This window comes from Psychrobacter pacificensis (genome assembly GCF_900101915.1).
GTDB lineage: Bacteria > Pseudomonadota > Gammaproteobacteria > Pseudomonadales > Moraxellaceae > Psychrobacter > Psychrobacter pacificensis.
On the sequence record NZ_FNAL01000022.1, the window covers coordinates 20,263 to 40,269 of the forward strand.

16 protein-coding genes are annotated in these 20,007 nt (G+C 41.4%); 14 read left to right on the forward strand and 2 right to left on the reverse strand.

Annotation, left to right across the window (positions count from 1 at the left end; translation table 11 throughout):
- Positions 1-486 precede the first annotated feature (486 nt).
- The 4 genes from BLR43_RS11225 to BLR43_RS11235 all read left to right on the forward strand — a co-directional run bounded on the left by BLR43_RS11225 (position 487) and on the right by BLR43_RS11235 (position 5,659).
- A complete protein-coding gene (locus BLR43_RS11225; protein ID WP_093071117.1) occupies positions 487-1,737 on the forward strand; it encodes a replication initiation protein in 1,251 nt (416 codons plus the stop codon).
- 274 nt (positions 1,738-2,011) lie between these two features.
- Positions 2,012-2,140 (forward strand): BrnA antitoxin family protein, encoded by a 129-nt coding sequence (locus tag BLR43_RS13945; RefSeq protein WP_143007432.1) that lies wholly within the window; start codon positions 2,012-2,014, stop codon positions 2,138-2,140.
- A 128-nt stretch (positions 2,141-2,268) separates the two neighbouring features.
- Complete coding sequence (locus BLR43_RS11230; protein ID WP_093071119.1) at positions 2,269-3,237, forward strand: DNA-binding protein; 969 nt, start codon at positions 2,269-2,271, stop codon at positions 3,235-3,237.
- A 1,495-nt stretch (positions 3,238-4,732) separates the two neighbouring features.
- Positions 4,733-5,659: a cation diffusion facilitator family transporter gene (locus BLR43_RS11235; protein WP_093071121.1), complete on the forward strand. Its 927-nt coding sequence runs from the start codon at positions 4,733-4,735 to the stop codon at positions 5,657-5,659.
- Positions 5,660-5,845: 186 nt separating this feature from the next.
- On the opposite strand, the gene lnt is transcribed toward BLR43_RS11235, so the two are convergent.
- A complete protein-coding gene (gene lnt, locus BLR43_RS11240; RefSeq protein ID WP_093071123.1) occupies positions 5,846-7,414 on the reverse strand; it encodes an apolipoprotein N-acyltransferase in 1,569 nt (522 codons plus the stop codon).
- Between the two features lie 239 nt (positions 7,415-7,653).
- Here lnt and BLR43_RS11245 point away from each other — a divergent pair, with 239 nt between their 5' ends.
- Positions 7,654-8,298, forward strand: coding sequence for a DUF411 domain-containing protein (locus tag BLR43_RS11245; protein WP_093071126.1), 645 nt, complete (start codon positions 7,654-7,656; stop codon positions 8,296-8,298).
- A gap of 796 nt (positions 8,299-9,094) precedes the next feature.
- Positions 9,095-9,817, forward strand: coding sequence for a CHAP domain-containing protein (locus tag BLR43_RS11250; protein WP_093071128.1), 723 nt, complete (start codon positions 9,095-9,097; stop codon positions 9,815-9,817).
- Positions 9,818-9,964: 147 nt separating this feature from the next.
- Here the strand turns inward: BLR43_RS11250 and cadR are convergent, their stop codons facing one another.
- A complete protein-coding gene (gene cadR / locus BLR43_RS11255) occupies positions 9,965-10,375 on the reverse strand; it encodes a Cd(II)/Pb(II)-responsive transcriptional regulator (protein WP_093071130.1) in 411 nt (136 codons plus the stop codon).
- A gap of 142 nt (positions 10,376-10,517) precedes the next feature.
- Here cadR and BLR43_RS11260 point away from each other — a divergent pair, with 142 nt between their 5' ends.
- From BLR43_RS11260 to BLR43_RS14065, 8 genes are all read left to right on the forward strand, one after another.
- Positions 10,518-12,719, forward strand: coding sequence for a heavy metal translocating P-type ATPase (locus tag BLR43_RS11260; RefSeq protein ID WP_093071132.1), 2,202 nt, complete (start codon positions 10,518-10,520; stop codon positions 12,717-12,719).
- A gap of 121 nt (positions 12,720-12,840) precedes the next feature.
- Positions 12,841-14,889, forward strand: a complete 2,049-nt coding sequence (locus tag BLR43_RS11265; protein WP_025643925.1) for a heme lyase CcmF/NrfE family subunit — start codon at positions 12,841-12,843, stop codon at positions 14,887-14,889.
- Positions 14,890-14,958: 69 nt separating this feature from the next.
- Entirely contained in the window at positions 14,959-15,552 is a 594-nt protein-coding gene (locus BLR43_RS11270) for a DsbE family thiol:disulfide interchange protein (RefSeq protein WP_025643927.1), read from the forward strand.
- A gap of 83 nt (positions 15,553-15,635) precedes the next feature.
- Complete coding sequence (locus BLR43_RS11275) at positions 15,636-16,118, forward strand: cytochrome c-type biogenesis protein (RefSeq protein WP_020443538.1); 483 nt, start codon at positions 15,636-15,638, stop codon at positions 16,116-16,118.
- Positions 16,115-17,395, forward strand: a complete 1,281-nt coding sequence (ccmI, locus tag BLR43_RS11280) for a c-type cytochrome biogenesis protein CcmI (RefSeq protein ID WP_025643930.1) — start codon at positions 16,115-16,117, stop codon at positions 17,393-17,395. The genes BLR43_RS11275 and ccmI overlap by 4 nt, the downstream gene beginning before the upstream one ends.
- A gap of 141 nt (positions 17,396-17,536) precedes the next feature.
- Positions 17,537-18,244 (forward strand): signal peptidase II, encoded by a 708-nt coding sequence (gene lspA, locus BLR43_RS11285; protein ID WP_093071135.1) that lies wholly within the window; start codon positions 17,537-17,539, stop codon positions 18,242-18,244.
- A gap of 333 nt (positions 18,245-18,577) precedes the next feature.
- Positions 18,578-18,940 (forward strand): DUF3817 domain-containing protein, encoded by a 363-nt coding sequence (locus tag BLR43_RS11290; RefSeq protein ID WP_058023733.1) that lies wholly within the window; start codon positions 18,578-18,580, stop codon positions 18,938-18,940.
- Positions 18,941-19,504: 564 nt separating this feature from the next.
- A complete protein-coding gene (locus BLR43_RS14065; protein WP_228706492.1) occupies positions 19,505-19,753 on the forward strand; it encodes a recombinase family protein in 249 nt (82 codons plus the stop codon).
- Positions 19,754-20,007: the final 254 nt, after the last annotated feature.

Here is a 20,007-nt window from a genome sequence, read left to right on the forward strand (position 1 = left end):
TTTTATTTTCCATTCTGGCTATGTGTCCTAAAACGAACGAGAAAGCTCTGTAGAGACGTCTAAATATATTGGTTAGTACTTCGACCTAAACATTCGACAACAAACCTTATGTGGTCATACGACGCCATATAATTGCTAATGGTGACTATACCTCTGATCACGTTACCACAGAATAAAATAGTTGCTGTTTTATTCTTACCTAAAAATACACGTATATTATTTTGTATTTATATATACAGATTTAACAGATTTATACGTTTTTCGCCAATCCTCTGTAGCGCTTCATTTATAAGTATTACAGGGGATTTTTTTTATTTAAATGACGACGTTAACCTTGTTATAGGTAGACAAATACCTTGTTGTTTTAGTGTATAGGTAGACATTTAGCTTGTTTTAGGTAGACAAATACCTTGTATATGACGAAAAATTATAAAATTTTTCGTCATATATGTTATATTAGTTAAAACCAAACAAATAGGTCAGGATATGACACCTGAAGAAATGCAGGGTTTTCAAGACAAGCTTAGGCAAGACTTTGGCCATACAATCAGGGTACGCGTTGAAAAACCGCTGACACCAGAGGAGCGTGAGGCTTTAATCAATCATATTAGATACACAAGAAATGATTTCAACGCCTCTATTGAGATTATTGAGCCCATTCCTATTGACTTTGATTTTGAGGTATTGCCTTTTGAAGAAGAGATTCAAAAGCCTATACAATCCCCTCAAAATGCAAGCTCAGATGCCAGTAGTACAACATCCGATAAAAAAGACGATAGCAACTGGGTTTATGGACCGAATTGGATTGTGCTACAAAACAGATTATTAAACGCGATTACAGATTTGACGCATAACGAGAGACGACTGATCATGCTTTTATCGCCAAAGGTTCGAGCTGCCGTTGATAAAAATGCTAATCAGCGGACGTTTATGTTGACAGCTTCAGAGTTTGCCAAAGAATATGGGCTCGAAAAAGATGGTACATACCAGCTGCTAAGTGAGTTATCGGATAGTTTGCTACAAAAAGCGTTTTGGTTTTATGATTTCAAAGCAGATGAGGTCGTCAATAGAAAAGGTAGCAGTTGGGTTGCTGAGTGTGAGTATCTAAAGGGTCAAGGGCGAATAGCGGTGACGTTGACAGATACAGTGACTGAGATGTTAACTGTATTTGATAAGTCAAATACGTTCACGAAGTACGAGAGGCGCTATATCGTGGAGCTGGGCTCTTACGGTATTTTAATGTTCGAGCTTGTCAGTAGCTGTTTACACTTGCAGAGTGGTAAAAAAGCGTACTCAGTTGCGTATCTGCGCCAAAAATTCAACTGCACAGACAAGTATGAAAAAATCACAGACTTTAAAACTAAGGTCTTAGATAAAGCCATAGCAGAGGTTGAGAAGCACACACCGCTGAAGGTTAGTTATACAGAAAACAAAATCGGCCGAGAAATCAGTGAAATCGTGTTTTGTATTCGGGACACCAGCAGTACAAGCCTTGAAGATAACGTCAAAGTGTTTAGTCCAGCTGAGATTAAAAAATATGGTTGGAAACTTAAAGACAAGCATGAGGTAGTCAGCAATTTTCCTCAATCGATTAAAACGCCGGTTGAGACACAAAAAGAGATCGAGGCGCGTATGGCAAAACCTGAATACTACGCAGAGTATGTGCGCTACTTAAAAAAATTAACCGACTTTGATGAAAAGCTACATATAAAAAATATGCTCAAAAGAGCCAATTAACAGCGCTTTAACCTCACTTGTGACGCACACATCAAAGGGAGTCGATGATAGTGAACTCGTGCGGTCTCTTATGCAAGGCATATTATAGGATTTAGTAGGGAGTATTATGAGCAAGGTTAGCTATAAAATAGACGAATTACCGCCACTAACTGCTAAGTAGCAAGCAGATTCAGAGCATCTAGCCACGCTTAGCGATGACGACATTGATTTATCGGACATTCCAGAAGTCACCGACTGGTCAGGCGCGATCCGTGGCAGTATCAAATCTCAAGCGTTGTCTACGGAAACCAGTGTCATTAGCCCAAGTATCCTTGCCAAATTCAAGGACAGAGCTAAGCAAACAGGCGGTAACTATCAAGACATGATCAACGATGCCCTAGAAGAATACCTAACCGATCACTAGGCATTAAATAACAAGCACATGACCTCAAGATTACTTGGGGTTTTTTTACATTCTATATTGTAGTATGTTGTATATTGTAGTATATTATATACAACATACTACAATATACTATTAAGGGATACAAAATCATGGCACTCACGATACAAGATATTCATGCAGCAGCAGACCAATTACAAGAGCAAGGGGTTAAGCCGACACTGGCAGAGGTGCGTAAGGCGCTAGGCGGTGGCTCATTCACTACCATTAGTGATGCGATGCAGAGTTGGAAGCGAGAACAGCAGGAAGAGCAAGAGCTGCAACAAGTGGATTTACCTAGCGGTATCACTGAACGCTTGCACACGCTTGGCGCTGATATGTGGCAGACAGCTATTGATATGGCGAACGATAGGCTGTCTAAGGAGCGTGAAGCTCTAGAGGTGGTTAAGGTTAAGGCACAAGCAGAGACGGACGAAGCGCAAGAAGCAGTTAAAACCTTAGAGGGTGAACAAGCAGATCTACTACAGCAGCTGGACGAAGTGGCCACTACTGCGGAGACAGCAACTAAAGCGGCTCAGCAAGCCACAGCTGACCATGATGCTACCAAACAGACGCTATCAGATACTAAGCATCAATTAGAGCTTGAACGAACTAAAGCAGAAACAGCACAATCACAGCTTGTAGAGACACGTAGCGCATTAGATAAGCAATCTGTAGAGCTTACTAGTAGTCTTGGTGAGGTAGCCACGCTTAAAGCTACAGCTGATAGCGATAAAGCAGAGATTGCACGTTTAAAGGCGGAGCTTAAAGCCACTAAGTCAGAGCTAAAGACGGTCACAGCTGAACGCAATGAGATACAAACTGCTACCGCAGAGATCAAAGGAGAGCTAAAGGCGGTAACCTTTGAACGTGATAAGCTATCAGGACTTTATGAGCAGCTGACTCAAATACAGGCTAAACTTGAAGCTGAACATAGTATATTGAATAAGCAATATGGCGAGCTATCGAGCCGTCACCTATCAGAACAAGAACAAGTGACTGTGTTACAAAATAAACTCAAGAAAGCTCAAGATAATCTAATACTTATTCAAAACAAAGATAACGCCTTGGATGTTGATTAAATAAAAGTATTCAAGGTTCCAAGATAAAGAATAGTTATGAGCTAGGAAGAGACTTTACCTAAAGCGTAGATCTCGTTCTATTCACACTAAGCTTATGAATCAACTATGACAATATCGACTCACTGAATAAATGACTGTTGTATAAGAACTATTCTAAATTTTTCTCTGAAGTCTAATAGTATATAGCCTAGTGGGCTATATACTATTTAAATTAGCCTAAGTAAGTTCCGATGCTGATTTTGGAGCCTTGAGCAGATTTCAAGGAACACTCACCCTAAAGCATCTATGAGTATTTTCTAGCATACTCACAAACACTTTAGTGCATTCCTTGGATTTGATGTGATTAGTCATGCCGACTTCATCGCCCATCGCGTCATCAAGACCGTATCACTGTATCAAGCTACGGTTGTTAAGATTACGGCTGATAGCACCGCCTAGACACGCTCTTAACCGCTACTGTGCTGTCATACGCTAGCAAGGGCAATACACCCAATATACCGCTACGATATGCACAAATAACCACTCATTGCGTTGCTCAATATGTCTAGAACCCCCTGTCGAGAGCTTTACCCTTCTGTCAAACGCAGTCGTCGCCTTAGCCTGCCACCCATTTGACGGGTAACGGTTATAAAGAGAGCAGCACGAGGATGTAACGAGCGAACAAGCGGTTTTTAAAATGTATAGTGAATAAAGTTGATATGAAAGCAAATTTTGGATAAAATGCACCTACACGGGCATTTAATGCTGTTCAAATAACGCAGTTCAGGTGCTTATTTGTTCGTTACAGTGTGCGTCAACACGCTGTAACCGTTAGCTATATTTAAAACTAAATGCCTCTGGGAGTCAACTCCCAGAGGCATTTTTTTGTTTGTCATGTAGATTGGGTTTTTATTATCTACTTTTTCATTAGATTGCTTAGGCTTTTTTTGTCGTCATTTAGCGTAGGTATTTCAACCATTTTGAAGTTAGCACTTAGTACATCCTCACAAGACGTTAAGTTTCTGACAATACTGGGATAGTTTACTATGAAGACCGGCTTAGTCGTCAGATGCAAGGTTTTACACGCGCTGTTAAGAAGCGGTAAATCATCTTTCTGAGAGAATACGATAATGAAAAGACAAACCTACACTCCTGAGATTAAAGAACGCGCCGTTCGTATGCTGATTGAAGCATTAAACGATTACACCTTTATGTGGTCATGTCATAAAAAGCACACTAATGAAACTATACTAACCAACATTCAAGACTAAGCTACACATACTAAAGAGCTTGAACATGAGAACAAGAAGCTTACGTAAGCCAGTTAGATTACAGTAAAATCCGCTTTTTTCGCCCAAGGAGAGATAGGACACACAATCAAGTTGTGGCTCAGTTTATTGATAAAAATAAGTGGGTCTACGGTATTAGAGCAATATTGACTGTGCAATATAGAAAATATGCAATAAACTTATTTTCTACCTTTAATAAAATGCAGCAACCTAAACAAGGGTAAATTATGAGTAATTCAGATAACCACAGTCATCAAGCTCCAGACCCTAAAAATATGAATAAAGCTTTTTATATTGGGATTGGTCTAAATTCTGCATTTACGCTCATCGAGTTTATAGTGGGCTATTCAACTAATTCATTAGCTTTAATCGCAGACGCTAGCCACAACTTAAGTGATGTTGCCAGTTTAATAATCTCGTTAATTGGAATGAAATTAGCACAGAAAGCATCTACTACGCTTTATACCTATGGCTACAAAAAAGCTTCTATAATGGCGTCTCTTATTAACGCCATATTGTTAGTTACAATCGTTATAGGTATTGCGTATGAGGCCTTGGGTCGATTTGATACGATACCGGAAGTTGCAGGAAAAGTTATTATTATTACAGCTCTAATAGGTGTATTTATAAATACTGTTTCTGCTTTTGCATTCTACAAAGGTCAAAAAGACGATATTAATATCAAAGGTGCTTTCTTGCATCTAATGGTAGATGCATTGGTCTCTTTAGGTGTCGTTATCTCGGGCATTATTATTTACTATACAAGTTGGAATATCGTTGATCCTCTAGTTAGCTTGATTATTTCAGTCGTTATACTGTTATCGACTTGGGGTCTACTAAAAGAGAGTATCAAGCTTGCTATCGACGGAGTACCTCAAAATGTTGATCTCAGTAAAATCACTGCTATCTTAGAGAGCTATAATTTTATTCAAAACTTTCATCATTTACATATCTGGGCTTTGAGTACCACTGAGAATGCTCTTACAGTTCATATTGTACCGAAGACCGATATAACGTTTGAAGAGACTATTACTATGAAAGAAAACATCAAGGAAGATTTGGCGCATCAGAATATACAACATGCAACTATTGAATTTGGTACTAAGGCAGATGACAATCAAAAATCGCGTGCATTAAATGAAAGTATCAACTAAAAGATGATAGACCGTATATAGCTATCTCTTTTTAAGTATGAGGCGCGTGCCTTATGTCAACATAATTTTTTCAATCAGTTCTTATGTGATCAATAGTTTAAAACTTTTATATTTACGTGCGTTAGGACGTTACCTAGAAAAAATAAAAAACTTACGCTGATTAAATTATTATGATTAAGTTTACTATTACCCTCGTCTTCTAAGTGTGGTTAGACCTTTGCCAAAATAGCTTATTAGTAATAACAGGGTTATTATTATCAAGATAGGATAATTTCCCATAAGCATAAAGGGCGTGTTACCAACCCGTGCCTGTATCTCACCACGTAGTACAGTACGCTCAAACTGCGGTGCGCGTTTTACAATACGACCTTTATGGTTAATGATAGCGGTAACACCAGTATTGGTCGCTCGAATAAACCAGCGCCCGTTCTCAAGCGCGCGCATTTGTACCATTTGCAAATGTTGCAATGGTCCTGCTGAAGTGCCAAACCAGGCATCGTTAGAGACGGTCAACAAAAAGTCAGTATCGATGGCATTTTTACGCGTGGTATCTGGATAAGCTACCTCATAACAGATAGCCGTCCCTATATTGTGTTCACGCACCTTTAGCGGTGACTGCTGATCACTACCACGACTATAGCTCTTAATATCCTGACTACCGGCCAAACTTGGGAAAATATCGAGCACGCCTTCAAATGGAATATACTCTCCAAAAGGCACTAGACGCTGCTTCTTGTATAGGCCTTCCGCTTCTACACCTCGAGCAATCACGCTATTGTAAAATGGGGGATACTTATCCGTACTGGCATTGAATGCCGCTTTATCCTTATAAGGGATACCAGTTATCCATGTCGTATTGGTCGCATTGGCCATTTCTATCATTTCACTAATAAAGCCCGCAGCCTCATCCTGAAACATCGGAATAGATGATTCAGGCCACACCACCACATCACGTCCCCACTCAGTGCGCGTTAACTTCGCATAAATCTTTAGCGTTTCTACTTGATATTGCGTCAGCCACTTTATATCTTGTGAAATATTACCTTGAATCAATGACACTGACAGATCAGGTGTGCCCTTAGGTTTTGTCCATTGCGGATTGACCAGCCATAATGATGTGCTAATGGCTAATAACAGTACAGAAACGACGGCATAACTACTGCGTCGAAGCAGTAGCTCTACTAAACTTGCAGCCAATAGTATGGCAACAAAAGAGACGGCAAAAACACCAGCAACGGGTGCTAAGGACGATAACCAATACTCTTCAGTAAATGCATAACCAACAAATAGCCACGGAAAGCCTGTGAATAACCAAGTTTTTAACCATTCTTGTAGCACCCAAAGAGCAGCAAATGAAAAGGGTTGTTTGCCTACCATACGGTTAAAGACTAGTGCTAACAATCCATGAAATAGTCCCATACCGAGACCCATCAATGCAATCATAATCAATGCGAGCCACGTTGGTGTATCGCTATAATCATGGATAGCAGTATAGAGCCAAAAGCCGCCGACGCACCATAGCCCCATACCGTAAGCTTCACCGATAATAAAAGCGCGACGACCACTCATACTTGTCACCAACAGCGCATATAAAATCGCTGGTGATACTATTGCTAGCGGCCAAAACCCATAAGGCGCTAGCGAAAATAAAAAAATAGCTCCTGCAAGCCATGCTGCTACTAGCGTAAGCGATAGCGGTAATTGATTTAAGTGAGTACTCAAACGCTTTTGTAGATTAATAGTAGACAGGCGCATCGCAAATTATCCAAAATTATGAGTTTTGAATTTTTAGTCAAAATCCAAAACTCGGATAGACCTGTTAATACTACAGGCAGCATTTCAAAATGAAAACTGCTTATGATACCAGTCCGCACTGCTCAATGGATAAATTTACGTACTCCGTTTGATGGGTTATTATGCTACATTACCAAACGATATGAAGTGTTACTTGACCTTCTATAGCTCACAATATCTACAGTACATGAGAGAGCACTATGACCCCCTTAAAAATAAAATCCAGTCTTATATTCAATCGTTATCTGTCTAAGGGGTTGCGTAGTACGTTAGTATTACTTGCCGCCTCATCACTATTTGCTTGTAGCCAACCGAGTAGTGGCGTATCTGATGCAAGCACAACATCGGCATCAACTGAAGATGTTTTGGCTGTTCCAAAGACAGCTGAACCAAACGTTATAAATACTCCTATGATGACATCAGTAAATAAACCAGACCTACTAAAAAACGTCTCAGCCACTGTCTATAAAGATGCCAATTGCGGCTGCTGTAAAGAATGGATAAGTCATGCAGAAGATAATGGTCTAAGTGCAACCGCGCAAGATGTTGCGGACTTAGCCGTATTTAAAGAGCGCTACAGCGTTCCAAATGAAATGCGTTCTTGCCATACTGTAGTCACTACTGATGGTTACGTCTTTGAAGGTCATGTACCCGCTAAATATATGGCGCAGTTTTTAGAAAATCCGCCAGTACAAGCTATGGGTCTTGCCGTACCTGGCATGCCTGTTGGTAGCCCAGGTATGGAGTATCAAAATAAATTCATGCCCTATCAGGTTATGCAGCTCAATAAAGACGGGACGACCCAAGTTTATGCTGATATTGAATCGGTAGAGCAGCAATTATAGTGTGTTAGCAGTTAAGAATACTTTGATTATAGTGTTAGCGTTAAAAGTAAATGAGGCAGGTATAAGACTGTTCTATTGCTTATAAAATGATTCTTCATCAAAAAAATCATTAGCTATTGCGACTTTAAAAGCAAAAATAACTTTGAATTTGTAACTTTTGATGACAATGTAAGCGGATTTATCGGTTATTAACCCTTAAAATAGATAAATAATTAAGGGTTAATACAAGAATATACAGGATGTATCGAAACAATTACGTAATATTACATAAGCCAGTAGGGAATTAACATCTATATTAATATTATAAATTATTATATTATCTTAATAATTAGTTAGACCCTATATAGGGTAATTACTTCATCCAATAGAAAAACGTCTGAGGGTTAAATCTAAATTATAGATTTAACCCTCAGACGTTTTTTTGCTTATAAAACAGTAGAAATTGTGGTCAATCTAGTCAGCTATATTCTGTACATGTTACACAAACTTACATTGTAAAATGTGGGATATTAGCAATTTTTTCGACATCAAAAAAGTATTTTTGGGGTTTTTAAGGGTGATGACAGGCTAAACAACCTATGCTAAAGTCGGCTTTGTGTTTTGGTCAGCAGCTTGATTTGTAACAGCTTCGTAAGACTTCAATGAGCTGTGATCGCCAATAATCATTTTTTATATGAATAATATGCAGCAGAAGTATCAGTCACTATGACATATATATACTTGAGTTATTGAGATTTAATTGACTGCGCTGTTGTTGATAACAGACGATTTTGAATTAACCGTAGGTATTAGATTTATGAAACAGGCTTTATTGATTTTGTCAGTACTGGGTATGGGCATAGCACAAACGAGTGGTGCTGCTATCACAATCTCTCAAACAAATAATACCATCACCAATACTTCTGTGGCATCAAACTACGGTTCATCAAAAAACATCTATAGCACCAAAAGTGGTGCTTATGTTTCTAATAATGATGAAATTAGTCAAGCAATTAGCAACCTAAGTGCGCAGGCCAAGCAAAAAGAGAATCAGCTTTCATCATTAAACAGCCGCTTATACGCTGAAAAACAACAGCAGCAAGTCAATAAGGTTCCTGACAGCAATTCAGCCCCCGCTATCGCTGCTGCTCGCGCCTCAAAAGTGGCTTTATCTAGCAGCTCTGGATACTGTGCCCGTTACGTACGTAAAGCACTACAATCAGCTGGTTATGAGTTCACTCCAAATCCTTCAGCCTATCAGTACGCTACTCGTGGCACACTTGAGAAAGCAGGTTTCAGCAAAATCAGTAATGATATGCCAACCCAAGTAGGTGATGTTATTGTCTATGATCGCTCATCAAAGCGTCCACATGGCCATATTCAAATTTTCGATGGTACAAATTGGATTTCTGACTTCCGTCAGAACAGTATCAGCCCATACAGTGGTGTCTATGCTTATACGACATGGCGCGATTCAAAATACGTGGATGACGCATCCGCATCAGATCGTAATATCTACCTTGCTATGAATGATAAATAAGACTTTCTAAGTCAGCACAACATAGTTGTTATTTCCTCCAACCCAGTAGTGATCTTAATATCATTGCTGGGTTTTTTTGTGCTTAACATCAGGGCGTATTTAACCTTTCATGATTTGATCCGTCAGAAATGAACACTACTGATATCATTACTCATTACAAGAATTATCGGCAAGCGCGTTTAAAATGCCACATGATGACGCTGGTGCACTACTTGCACATTTCTGGCGCAAAACGGTCAAGTGATGCTTTAAGTGCATCAGTTCTTCCATTCGTATTTCCACAGCATGAATGTGCTCATCTAGCAAGTTATTCACATCGCCGCAGTCCTTGTCAGGCGACTCCCAGTATTCAAGTAAGATTCGCACATCATCTAAAGCCATATCGAGCGTACGGCAATGTAGGATAAATTGTAGACGCTCAATGTGCTCTTCATTATATAAACGATAATTCCCTTCGCTACGAAAAGGCTCGGGTAATAAGTGCTCCTTTTCGTAATAGCGAATGGTTTCTACTGTGGCACCTGTGCGTTTAGCGAGCTCACCAATTTTGATTGTCATAACAACCTCTATGATTTAAATAATTAAAGTGGCTGTAAAGACTAGCGCTAGAGAAATTAAAATTACGAAACTGTAGATAAATAACCTTGACTCTAAAGCCACTAGAGGGTTCATAATATCATTATTCAAAGGGTAAATTATTATGAAATATCATATTGAAGGTATGGACTGTGCCAGTTGCATCGGCAAGATTGAAACAGCTTTGAAACGTATGCCTGGGGTTTCTGATGTTGAGCTAAATTTTGCTACAGAAACGCTAGAGCTAAGCTTGGCCCCTGATGCGCCGACTCAGGCTAGTGATATTGAAAAAACCATCAAAAGCCTAGGGTTCGGTATATCTGCCAATACTGGTCAACAAACTGTATCGGCTATTGATATTGACAGCGACAATCAGATGGCTCCGCAGGATAAGCGGTGGTGGCAAACTCAAAAAGGCAAACAGGTTGTTGGTCTCGGTATTTTGATGGGCAGCGCTTATGCACTGTCACTACTGTTCCCCGCTTATGGGATATGGGTGTTTGCCATCGCTGTGATTGTAGGCGTTTTTCCATTTGCACGCAAAGCCTTAGCACTGGCTAAAACAGGTTCATTCTTTTCAATTGAAACGCTGATGTCCGTCGCCGTGCTTGGCGCACTTATCATTGGTGAAGCTGAAGAGGCCGCAGCGGTTGTCTTTTTGTTCTCAATCGGTGAACTGTTTGAGAGTATCGCTGCTGATCGCGCTCGCGCTGGCATCAGAGCCTTATCATCGCTGGTTCCGAAAAGTGCGATTTTACTTGATGCTCAAGGTGGGCAGCGTAACGTTCCAGCGACTTCATTACAAGTGAATGACCTTGTGCTGGTGCGTCCTGGAGATAGGGTATCTGCTGATGGTTCCATTGTTCAAGGTGCGTCCAGCCTTGATGATTCGCCCGTGACGGGAGAGTCTGTTCCTGTTGCCAAGACGATGGGTGACAATGTATTTGCAGGGTCAATTAACATCGATGGTGTGCTCCAAGTGCGCGTAGAAAAGACAGCCGCCGATAACACCATTTCGCGCATTATTGAGCTGGTAGAGCAAGCCCAAGCCTCCAAAGCACCCACTGCCCGTTTTATTGAGAAATTCAGTCGCTATTACACACCGGCAGTGATGGCTATTGCCGCACTAATTATTATCATTCCACCGTTAGCCATGGGTGGAGATTGGTCGACTTGGTTGTATCGCGGTCTAGCACTGTTGCTGATTGCCTGTCCCTGTGCTCTTGTACTATCAACACCCGCTGCCATCGCCTCTGGTCTTGCTGTTGGTGCGCGCCGTGGCTTGCTGATCAAAGGCGGTAGTGCTTTAGAAACTATCGGCCAAGTGAAGACGGTCGCTTTTGACAAGACAGGCACTTTAACTGAAGGCAAACCACGCGTGACCGATGTTGTTGCCTTTACACAAGAGGACTCAAGTATTCAAGGTCAGAATTCTCAAGGTAAAGATAAGGTATTGGCGCTCTTTGCCAGTGTGGAGACAGGTTCTAGTCACCCGCTTGCTGAAGCTATTGTCAGTCATGCCAAAGCCGCCAAAGTTGTCATACCTGTGGCTTCTAAAGCTTCTGCTACTGCGGGTAAAGCGGTACACGCAACTATCGCTGGGCGCGCGCTAGCTATCGGTTCGCCTGTTTATGCCGCAGATGAGGCATCAATTTCAGCCGAGCAACAGGCACAAATCGAGGCGCTGCAAAATGAGGGCAAGACCGTCTCAGTTCTTTTCGATGAGCAAAGTCGAGAAGTGCTTGGATTGGTCGCACTAAGAGACGAGTTACGAGACGACGCTCATGAAGGTGTGGCTCAACTTAAAGCGATGGGTGTGCGCTCCGTCATGCTAACAGGCGACAACCGCTTAACCGCTCAAGCACTTGCCAGTAATTTAGACGTGGAATGGGAAGCTGAGCTGTTGCCTGAGGACAAACTGCGCTTGCTTAACGAGATGAAGAATAACAGCAAAATAGCGATGGTGGGTGATGGTATTAACGATGCGCCAGCACTAGCAACCGCTGATGTTGGCATCGCGATGGGTGGTGGTACCGATGTGGCCATTGAGACGGCCGATATCGCATTATTAAAAAGTCGTGTTACAGACATGGCCCATCTGATTGCACTTTCGCGTGCCACCATGCGCAACATTCATCAGAACGTCATTTTCGCTTTAGGTCTCAAAGGCGTCTTTCTGATCACGACCGTATTCGGCATTACTGGACTATGGATTGCGGTTCTAGCTGATGCTGGAGCAACAGTGCTCGTTACTCTCAATGCGTTACGTTTACTGCGCTTTAAAGGCGCGCCTCCACTGGTAACTCCGCCTAAAGTAGTTAAATAAAACCCTTCGAAATCAATTAAAAACTAGAGATAGCAGCAGATTTCGGGGGTGGGTTCTAATAATAAAAATTCCACCGCTACAGTAAACTGCAACCGCATTAGAGTAAATAAGGTTAGACCGTATGTTGATTACAGAATTGGGCTATTTTGCCTTGCTTACCGCTTTTGTATTGGCGTTATTGCAGGTAATTCTGCCAACTATTGGTGTTATTCGTAACCAAGTTGCTTGGCAACGACTAGCCCCTAGCTTAGCTTGGGCACAGTTTGCCGCCATGATAACGTCATTTGGCGCTTTGATAGCAGGTTTTTATTATAATGATTTTAGCCTCAGTTACGTCGCGCAGCATTCCAATACGCTGTTGCCTTGGTACTATAAGTTATCGGCGACATGGGGCGGACACGAGGGCTCTTTGCTGCTATGGATGACCATCATGGCCACATGGTGTGCACTGGTATCATACTTTAGTCGCGGCTTGCCGTTATCAATGCGTGCGCGGGTATTAGTTATTTTGGCCGGTGTACAGTTAATGATGCTAACAATGCTGATATTTACCTCGTCACCGTTTGAGCGTACCTTACCCAATCTAGCGGTCGATGGCGCTGATTTAAATCCTGTCCTACAAGATTTCGGTCTGATTATTCATCCGCCCATGTTATATATGGGCTATGTGGGTATGGTAGTGCCTTTTGCATTTTGTATGGCGGCATTGTGGGAAGGGCGTTTAGATGCTGCTTGGACACGCTGGTCACGTCCATGGGCGCTCGCGGCTTGGGGATTTTTGACCATTGGTATTGCACTGGGCTCGTGGTGGGCCTACTACGAGCTTGGCTGGGGCGGTTGGTGGTTTTGGGATCCGGTAGAGAACGCCTCGTTTATGCCTTGGCTTGTCGGCTTAGCATTGCTGCATTCATTAGCAGTCACTGAAAAGCGCGGGGTGTTTAAAGCATGGACCATCATGCTGGCTATTTTCGCCTTTGCCTTAAGCTTGCTTGGCACGTTCCTGGTACGCTCTGGAGTCCTTACCTCAGTGCATTCGTTTGCCGCTGATCCGACGCGTGGTTTGGTCATCTTAGCTATTCTTGGCATTATCATCGGTAGTGGTCTATTAATGTTTGCCGTTCGCGGTTGGCGTTTAACCGTTGAAAGTCAATATCAGCTGATTTCACGTGAGTCCTTTTTAGTGATCAATAACGCCATCATTTTGATTGCAACCTTAGTGGTGCTGCTCGGCACCCTCTATCCTATTATCGCTGATGCCTTTAGTCTCGGTCAGGTATCTGTAGGGCCTCCATACTTCAATGCGCTGTTTGTGCCTTTGACATGGCTGTTGTTAATCGCTATGGGTATGGGCTCTAATATTCGCTGGAAACAAGATAAGCGTCCGTTACTAGGGGTGGGTATCGCCATTGCCGCTAGTAGTATCGTATTGGCTGCTATTATCGCCTACTTTACCAGTCCATCTGCTATGTTCAATATTGGCGTGACTTTAGCGGTGAGCTTTTGGGTACTGCTATGGATGATCGTTGACTTTAGAGACAAAACCAAGAACGCCCCTAATTTCTTTAAAGGTCTGCGTCAGCTGCGTCTTAGCTATTGGGGTCAACAGACTGCTCATATTGGCGTATTGGTTGCTGTCATTGGCATAGCCTTTACTAGTAGCCTGAGTATTGAGCGTGACGTAGCAATGGGTATTGGCGATACAGTCAATGTTCAAGGTTACGATTTTGAAGTAACTGAATTTTTTGAAATAAAGGGTAGTAACTTTGATGCAACGCAAGCGCAAGTGGTGGTATCCAAAGACGGTCGTGAAGTGGCGAAACTGACTCCAGAAAAGCGTACTTATATTATCAGCACGATGCCAACAACTGAAGCTGCTATTGACCCCAGTCTTATGCGCGATGTTTATGTCGCACTGGGCGAACCTATTGCCGATGGTAGTAACCAATGGGCATTAAGGATTTATGTAAAACCATTAATTCGCTGGATTTGGTTAGGGGCAATTATCATGGCTCTAGGTGGATTAATTAGTATGCTTGATAAACGATACCGCATCAAAAAAATTAAAGCTCCGTTGCTAGTTACTGGTAGTTTGGCTACTTATGGAGTCAATGAGGTAGCTATTGAGCAGGCAATCTCAGTATCGACGATGTCGACACTAAAGGAGAAATGAATGACTATGTCGAATAATACTCCTGAGCAAAAAGATAGCCAAAACAGTAAGCAGCGTAACCCAAAGACAATGAAAAAAAAGCAGACGAAGCTATGGTTCTTAATTCCGCTTATCCTCTTTTTTGGTTTGGTAGTTATATTGTACATGCGCTTAGGTAAACCAACAGACATTGTGACCAATACCGCTCTTGAGCGTCCGGTTCCTACCTTTGAGCTGCCGTTATTAGCAGATACTACCCGTACTATCACCAATGATAATTTGCCGGATAAGCCGTTTTTACTTAATGTTTGGGGCTCATGGTGCCCAACTTGCGTTATTGAGCATCCGTTTTTAATGCAACTAGAAGAGCGCGGCGTTGATATCGTTGGTGTGAATTATAAGGATGAGATTGGTAATGCGCTCAGTTACTTAAACCGAGGCGGTGATCCATTTTCTATGTCTATTCAGGATTCATTGGGTCAGTTTGCTCTAGACTTAGGCATAACTGGTGCGCCCGAAACCTTTGTTGTGGATGGAGATGGCATCATTCGTCAGCATATTGTTGGTGAGATTAATGAAGCCAATTGGCAACAGCGTGTTAAGCCGTGCCTGACAGTACTTAATAAGGCTAATAAGAACAACGATAGTCCTGATCTCATTCAGGTTGAGGAGATGTGCAAATGAACGTTACTCGAATAAGAGCTCCTCAACTAAAACCCAATATAGTTTTAAAACTAGCAAGCTTAATACTAGCGTGTCTGCTTAACATGACGGCAAACGCAGCTATTGACGTATACGATTTTGACTCACCACAGCAAGAAGCTCAGTATCGTGGATTAATAGAAGAGTTTCGCTGCCCAAAATGCCAAAATCAAAACCTTGCAGCCTCTGATGCACCGATTGCACAGGATCTAAAGCAAAAAGTCTATGATTTAATTAAAGATAGACGTAGTGATGCTGAAATACGCGTCTATATGCAAGAGCGCTACGGTGACTTTATTAGCTACAAGCCGCCTATGCGACCATCAACATGGATCCTATGGTTTTTTCCACCACTATTATTGCTCGTCTTAATTATTGGTTGGTTTTGGCAAAGTAAGCGTCGCCAAGTTGTTGCCCGTGGTCAAAGCGGCGTCACAGTGAACAGTACTGCTGCCTTGACCTCTACGGAAAAGGCTGAGCTTGATCGTCTATTATCGCAAGCTGAGAGTGTCGACCACGACATTACTAGCCTAGAGGACAAAAAATGACTCTATTTTCTACTTTTGGCTTATTTGTAACTCTAAGCTTGCTGATTGCTCTTATATTTGCGCTGATTGCTATTATGCCATGGCTACGAGCACCGCGTTTGCAGTCCAAACCAATAGACAATCAACTGCTAGATATTAATGTTGCAGTATTTCGCGAACGTTTAGCTGAGCTACAAACAGATAAAGACAGCGGTACTATTAATAATAGCCATTATCAAAATCAAAAGCTGGAACTGGAGCGTCAGCTATTAGATGTGCAGCGTCAGATAACACCTATGGTCACCCCTGATGTCAAAAGCCGTTTAATTGTCGCAGCTTGGATCCCAATATTGGCTGCAATGGCGTATTTACTAATAGGCAATCGTACGCCCGTGTTTGATTTGTGGACAGCTGAGGACAAAGTAGGACAAGTGGCTGACGACCTATTGACAGCTAAAATTGACAAGCCGCCATCATGGGCGTTTGAAGATGGTCGTCAACTGATTAGCGCCATGCAAACCAATGTTCATCGTAATGCTGATGATCCTAATCGCTGGATGCGCCTATCCGAGCTTTTCTTATCTATGGAGGCAACTGATTCTGCGCTGGAAGCCTTATCTCGTGCCTATCGTTTAGCTCCTGAAAATGAAGAAATCGCCACCACTTATGCTCAGACTAGCTTTTTCGTTAATGAAGGTCAGTTAGACGCCAATATTCGCCGTGTATTACAAGCTATATTAGCTAAGAATCCGCAGCATGAACGGGCTCAAATGCTCATGGCAATGGGTGAGACTCGTAGTAGTAACTTTGCCCAAGCGCAAGGTTGGATTAAACGCTTACAAGGCAGCATTGTGGCCAAACCAGGTGATCATACTAAAGCTTTAGCAAGCTTAGATGAGTTAAGCAACTACGTTAGCACGCAAGAAAAGCAAGCGCTAGAAGGTATTGACGTGACAGTGAAAATTAACGCTAATTTATTACCGTTAGTGAAAGCTGATGATGTGTTGTTTGTTGCGATACGTGATGTGAAAGGGGGCCCTCCGTTTGCCGCCAAACGTTTACCCATTAGTATTATCAAGCAAGGTGAGGCTAGTATCCGCTTAAGCAATCTTGATGCGATGATGCCAGATCGCACGTTAAATTCAGCTCGTAGTGACAAAACTCAGTTAGCAGTCGTTGCTCGTATTAGTCATAGCGGTAATGCCATAGCAGAGTCAGGCGACTTATCGGGTAATCCTATAGTGATTAGCGCTGAACAGACTCAGGTTAATGTTGAAATCAATCAACAGATTCCCTAATAAAAAATTATTACCGTAAGTTTCATAACACCAGAGCGGTAAGTGGAGCCGTTTATAAAAGTGGCGCGATTAATAGTCGTATACCAAAAACATATACGTTTAACATTGTTCATTGTATAAACACAGATAAAGAAAACAACTATGACTGAATCTACCGACAGATTAGATAGTACTAAATTGAATAGCGTTGAATCGGCTAGTACTAATATTGCTGACAATAAAGTACCTATAGCTGTGAGTAGTACTCATCAATCAATTGACTCTAAAACCATGAATCATACGCCTAAAGCTATGTACGTAACCTCAGGCAACTCGATAACACCTAAAGGTAAGTTGAATAAAATGCCAAAAATGGTTGCCAATGGCAGTCGCGCTTTTATCTGGTATTTGTTGGCGATAATGGTATTAATACTTGATCAATGGACTAAGTGGTTGGCCCAAACCAAATTAGCGTTCAATGACCCCGTACCGGTCATTGAACCATTTCTCAACTGGACACTCGCTTATAACTATGGGGCAGCATTTAGCTTTTTAGCCAACGCTGGCGGTTGGCAGAAATGGTTTTTCTCAGGCTTAGCTTTTGTAATGGCTATCTTTTTAACGGTTTATTTAATCAAAGCGCCACGTGCAGCCAAGCTATTATCTATGGGGTTGGCCTTAATGCTTGGTGGTGCGATTGGCAACTTAATCGATCGTTTAAGAATTGGCAAAGTGGTTGACTTTATCCATGTGCATTATGCTGATGTCTGGAATTATCCTATTTTCAATGTTGCAGATATAGGTGTCTGTGTCGGTGTAGCGTTGATTATAATTGATATGATATTTTTGGAAAGTAAGCGTAATGAATAAACAAGTGAATATTGATCAGTACAAATAAAAAGAACTAGCGTCATAGCTGCTCTATACGGAAAGATACTTTTTATACTCAAGTGTGTTTATAAAAATGCGAACTGGAAGGTGATATATGATTAATACAAATACTCTCTCATTCTATATCCCAAAACCCAATGCATAATTGTATGCGAGTGAACGCAGGATGATTTTGAAGTGGCTAGACGAAGGCGTGACGTGCTAAGTGGTAGATGACAAAAACCAGTACTTCAAAGCTCTGGACAGGGCCATTATTATAAAGACATTGAATACCGCCTAAATTATTTATTGAAATAACAAAAGGATAATATAGTGTCACATGCTCAGCTAACTATCAAACAAATACATAATCTTAGAAAAAAACAAAGTGCCGCATTAAAAAGCCTTACCATTATAGGCTACCTAGAAGGCACCTCTTTCTTATTATTGCTCTGTATCGCCATGCCACTAAAATATATGCTGGACATTCCAGAAGGTGTGAAATACATCGGTATGGCACACGGTATATTGTTTATTACCTATATCATAATACTTATAGGCTCAGCTATCAAAATGAAAATGCCTCTTTGGGCAATACCTGCGGGCGTACTCGGCTCACTCTTACCTTTTGGCCCGTTTATATTCGATCATTTACTAAAAAAGAATTTACAGGAAAGTGTAAGTAAAGAAGCCTAGAACAAGCCCTGCTGCAAATGCTACAAACGTACCTTATTACTCAAGATTATTTTTCCTAACTAAATCACAAGCCGCCATCACTCATCATGGCGACAAATGAATAACATTGAGCAGAAATTAATCACAATAAAATTTTAATTCAGACCCAGTATGAATAATCTAACACTCTAGTCACTTTTCGAACTTATCTTACATACTATCGACAAACCCGTATTGTTTAAAAGCTAAACAGGTTTTGTCATCCGCGATGGATTTCCTATTATCCTAGGGTATACCCCAGGGGCACTATCAAAACAGGTCTCTTAATCAATTAATAGTCTACTTATAATAGACTGCAATAATGGAACTACTTATAACAGACTATTTTAGGTGTTTATGTTTATCAGAGCATAGAGCGCCAATCAAAGATCAAGATGCCAAGCGTGCCAAAAGTGAGCTCATATAGCTTGCTGCTGATCATGGTCACAAAATTGCCGCCTTCTATGTTGAAAACGAGTCAGACGCAACTTTAATACGTCCACAGTTAATGTAACTGATAAATGATGCCCATGAAGGCGATATAATTTGGTTGAGCAGATTGACCGCTTAGCACGTTTAAACCAAGCTGATTGGGATACTCTCAAAAGAATGCTATTAGAAAAGAAGCTGGCGGTAGTATCAGAAGAGCTACCGACCTCTTATATAACGCCTCAATCTGATAGCAGCATTGAATTTATGAGCAGCGTATTACAGGCCATCAATTCGATGATGCTTTATATGCTCGCTGCTATTGCTAGAAAGGACTATGAAGATCGACGTAACCGTCAGATGTAAGGTATTTCTCGTACTAAGGTAGAAAGTAAATATTCAGGACGTAGGAAAGATACCGAGAAGCGTAAGATTATCGCTAGCCTTCTGAAATCTGGGCGTAGTTATTCTGAAATACAAGCTACAGCTAAGTGCTCGCGTCATTTGATAGCTGTATAGCTAAATAAATACTCAAATACTCAAATACTCAAATACTCAAATACTCAAATACTCAAATACTCAAATACTCAAATACTCAAATACTCAAATACTCAAATACT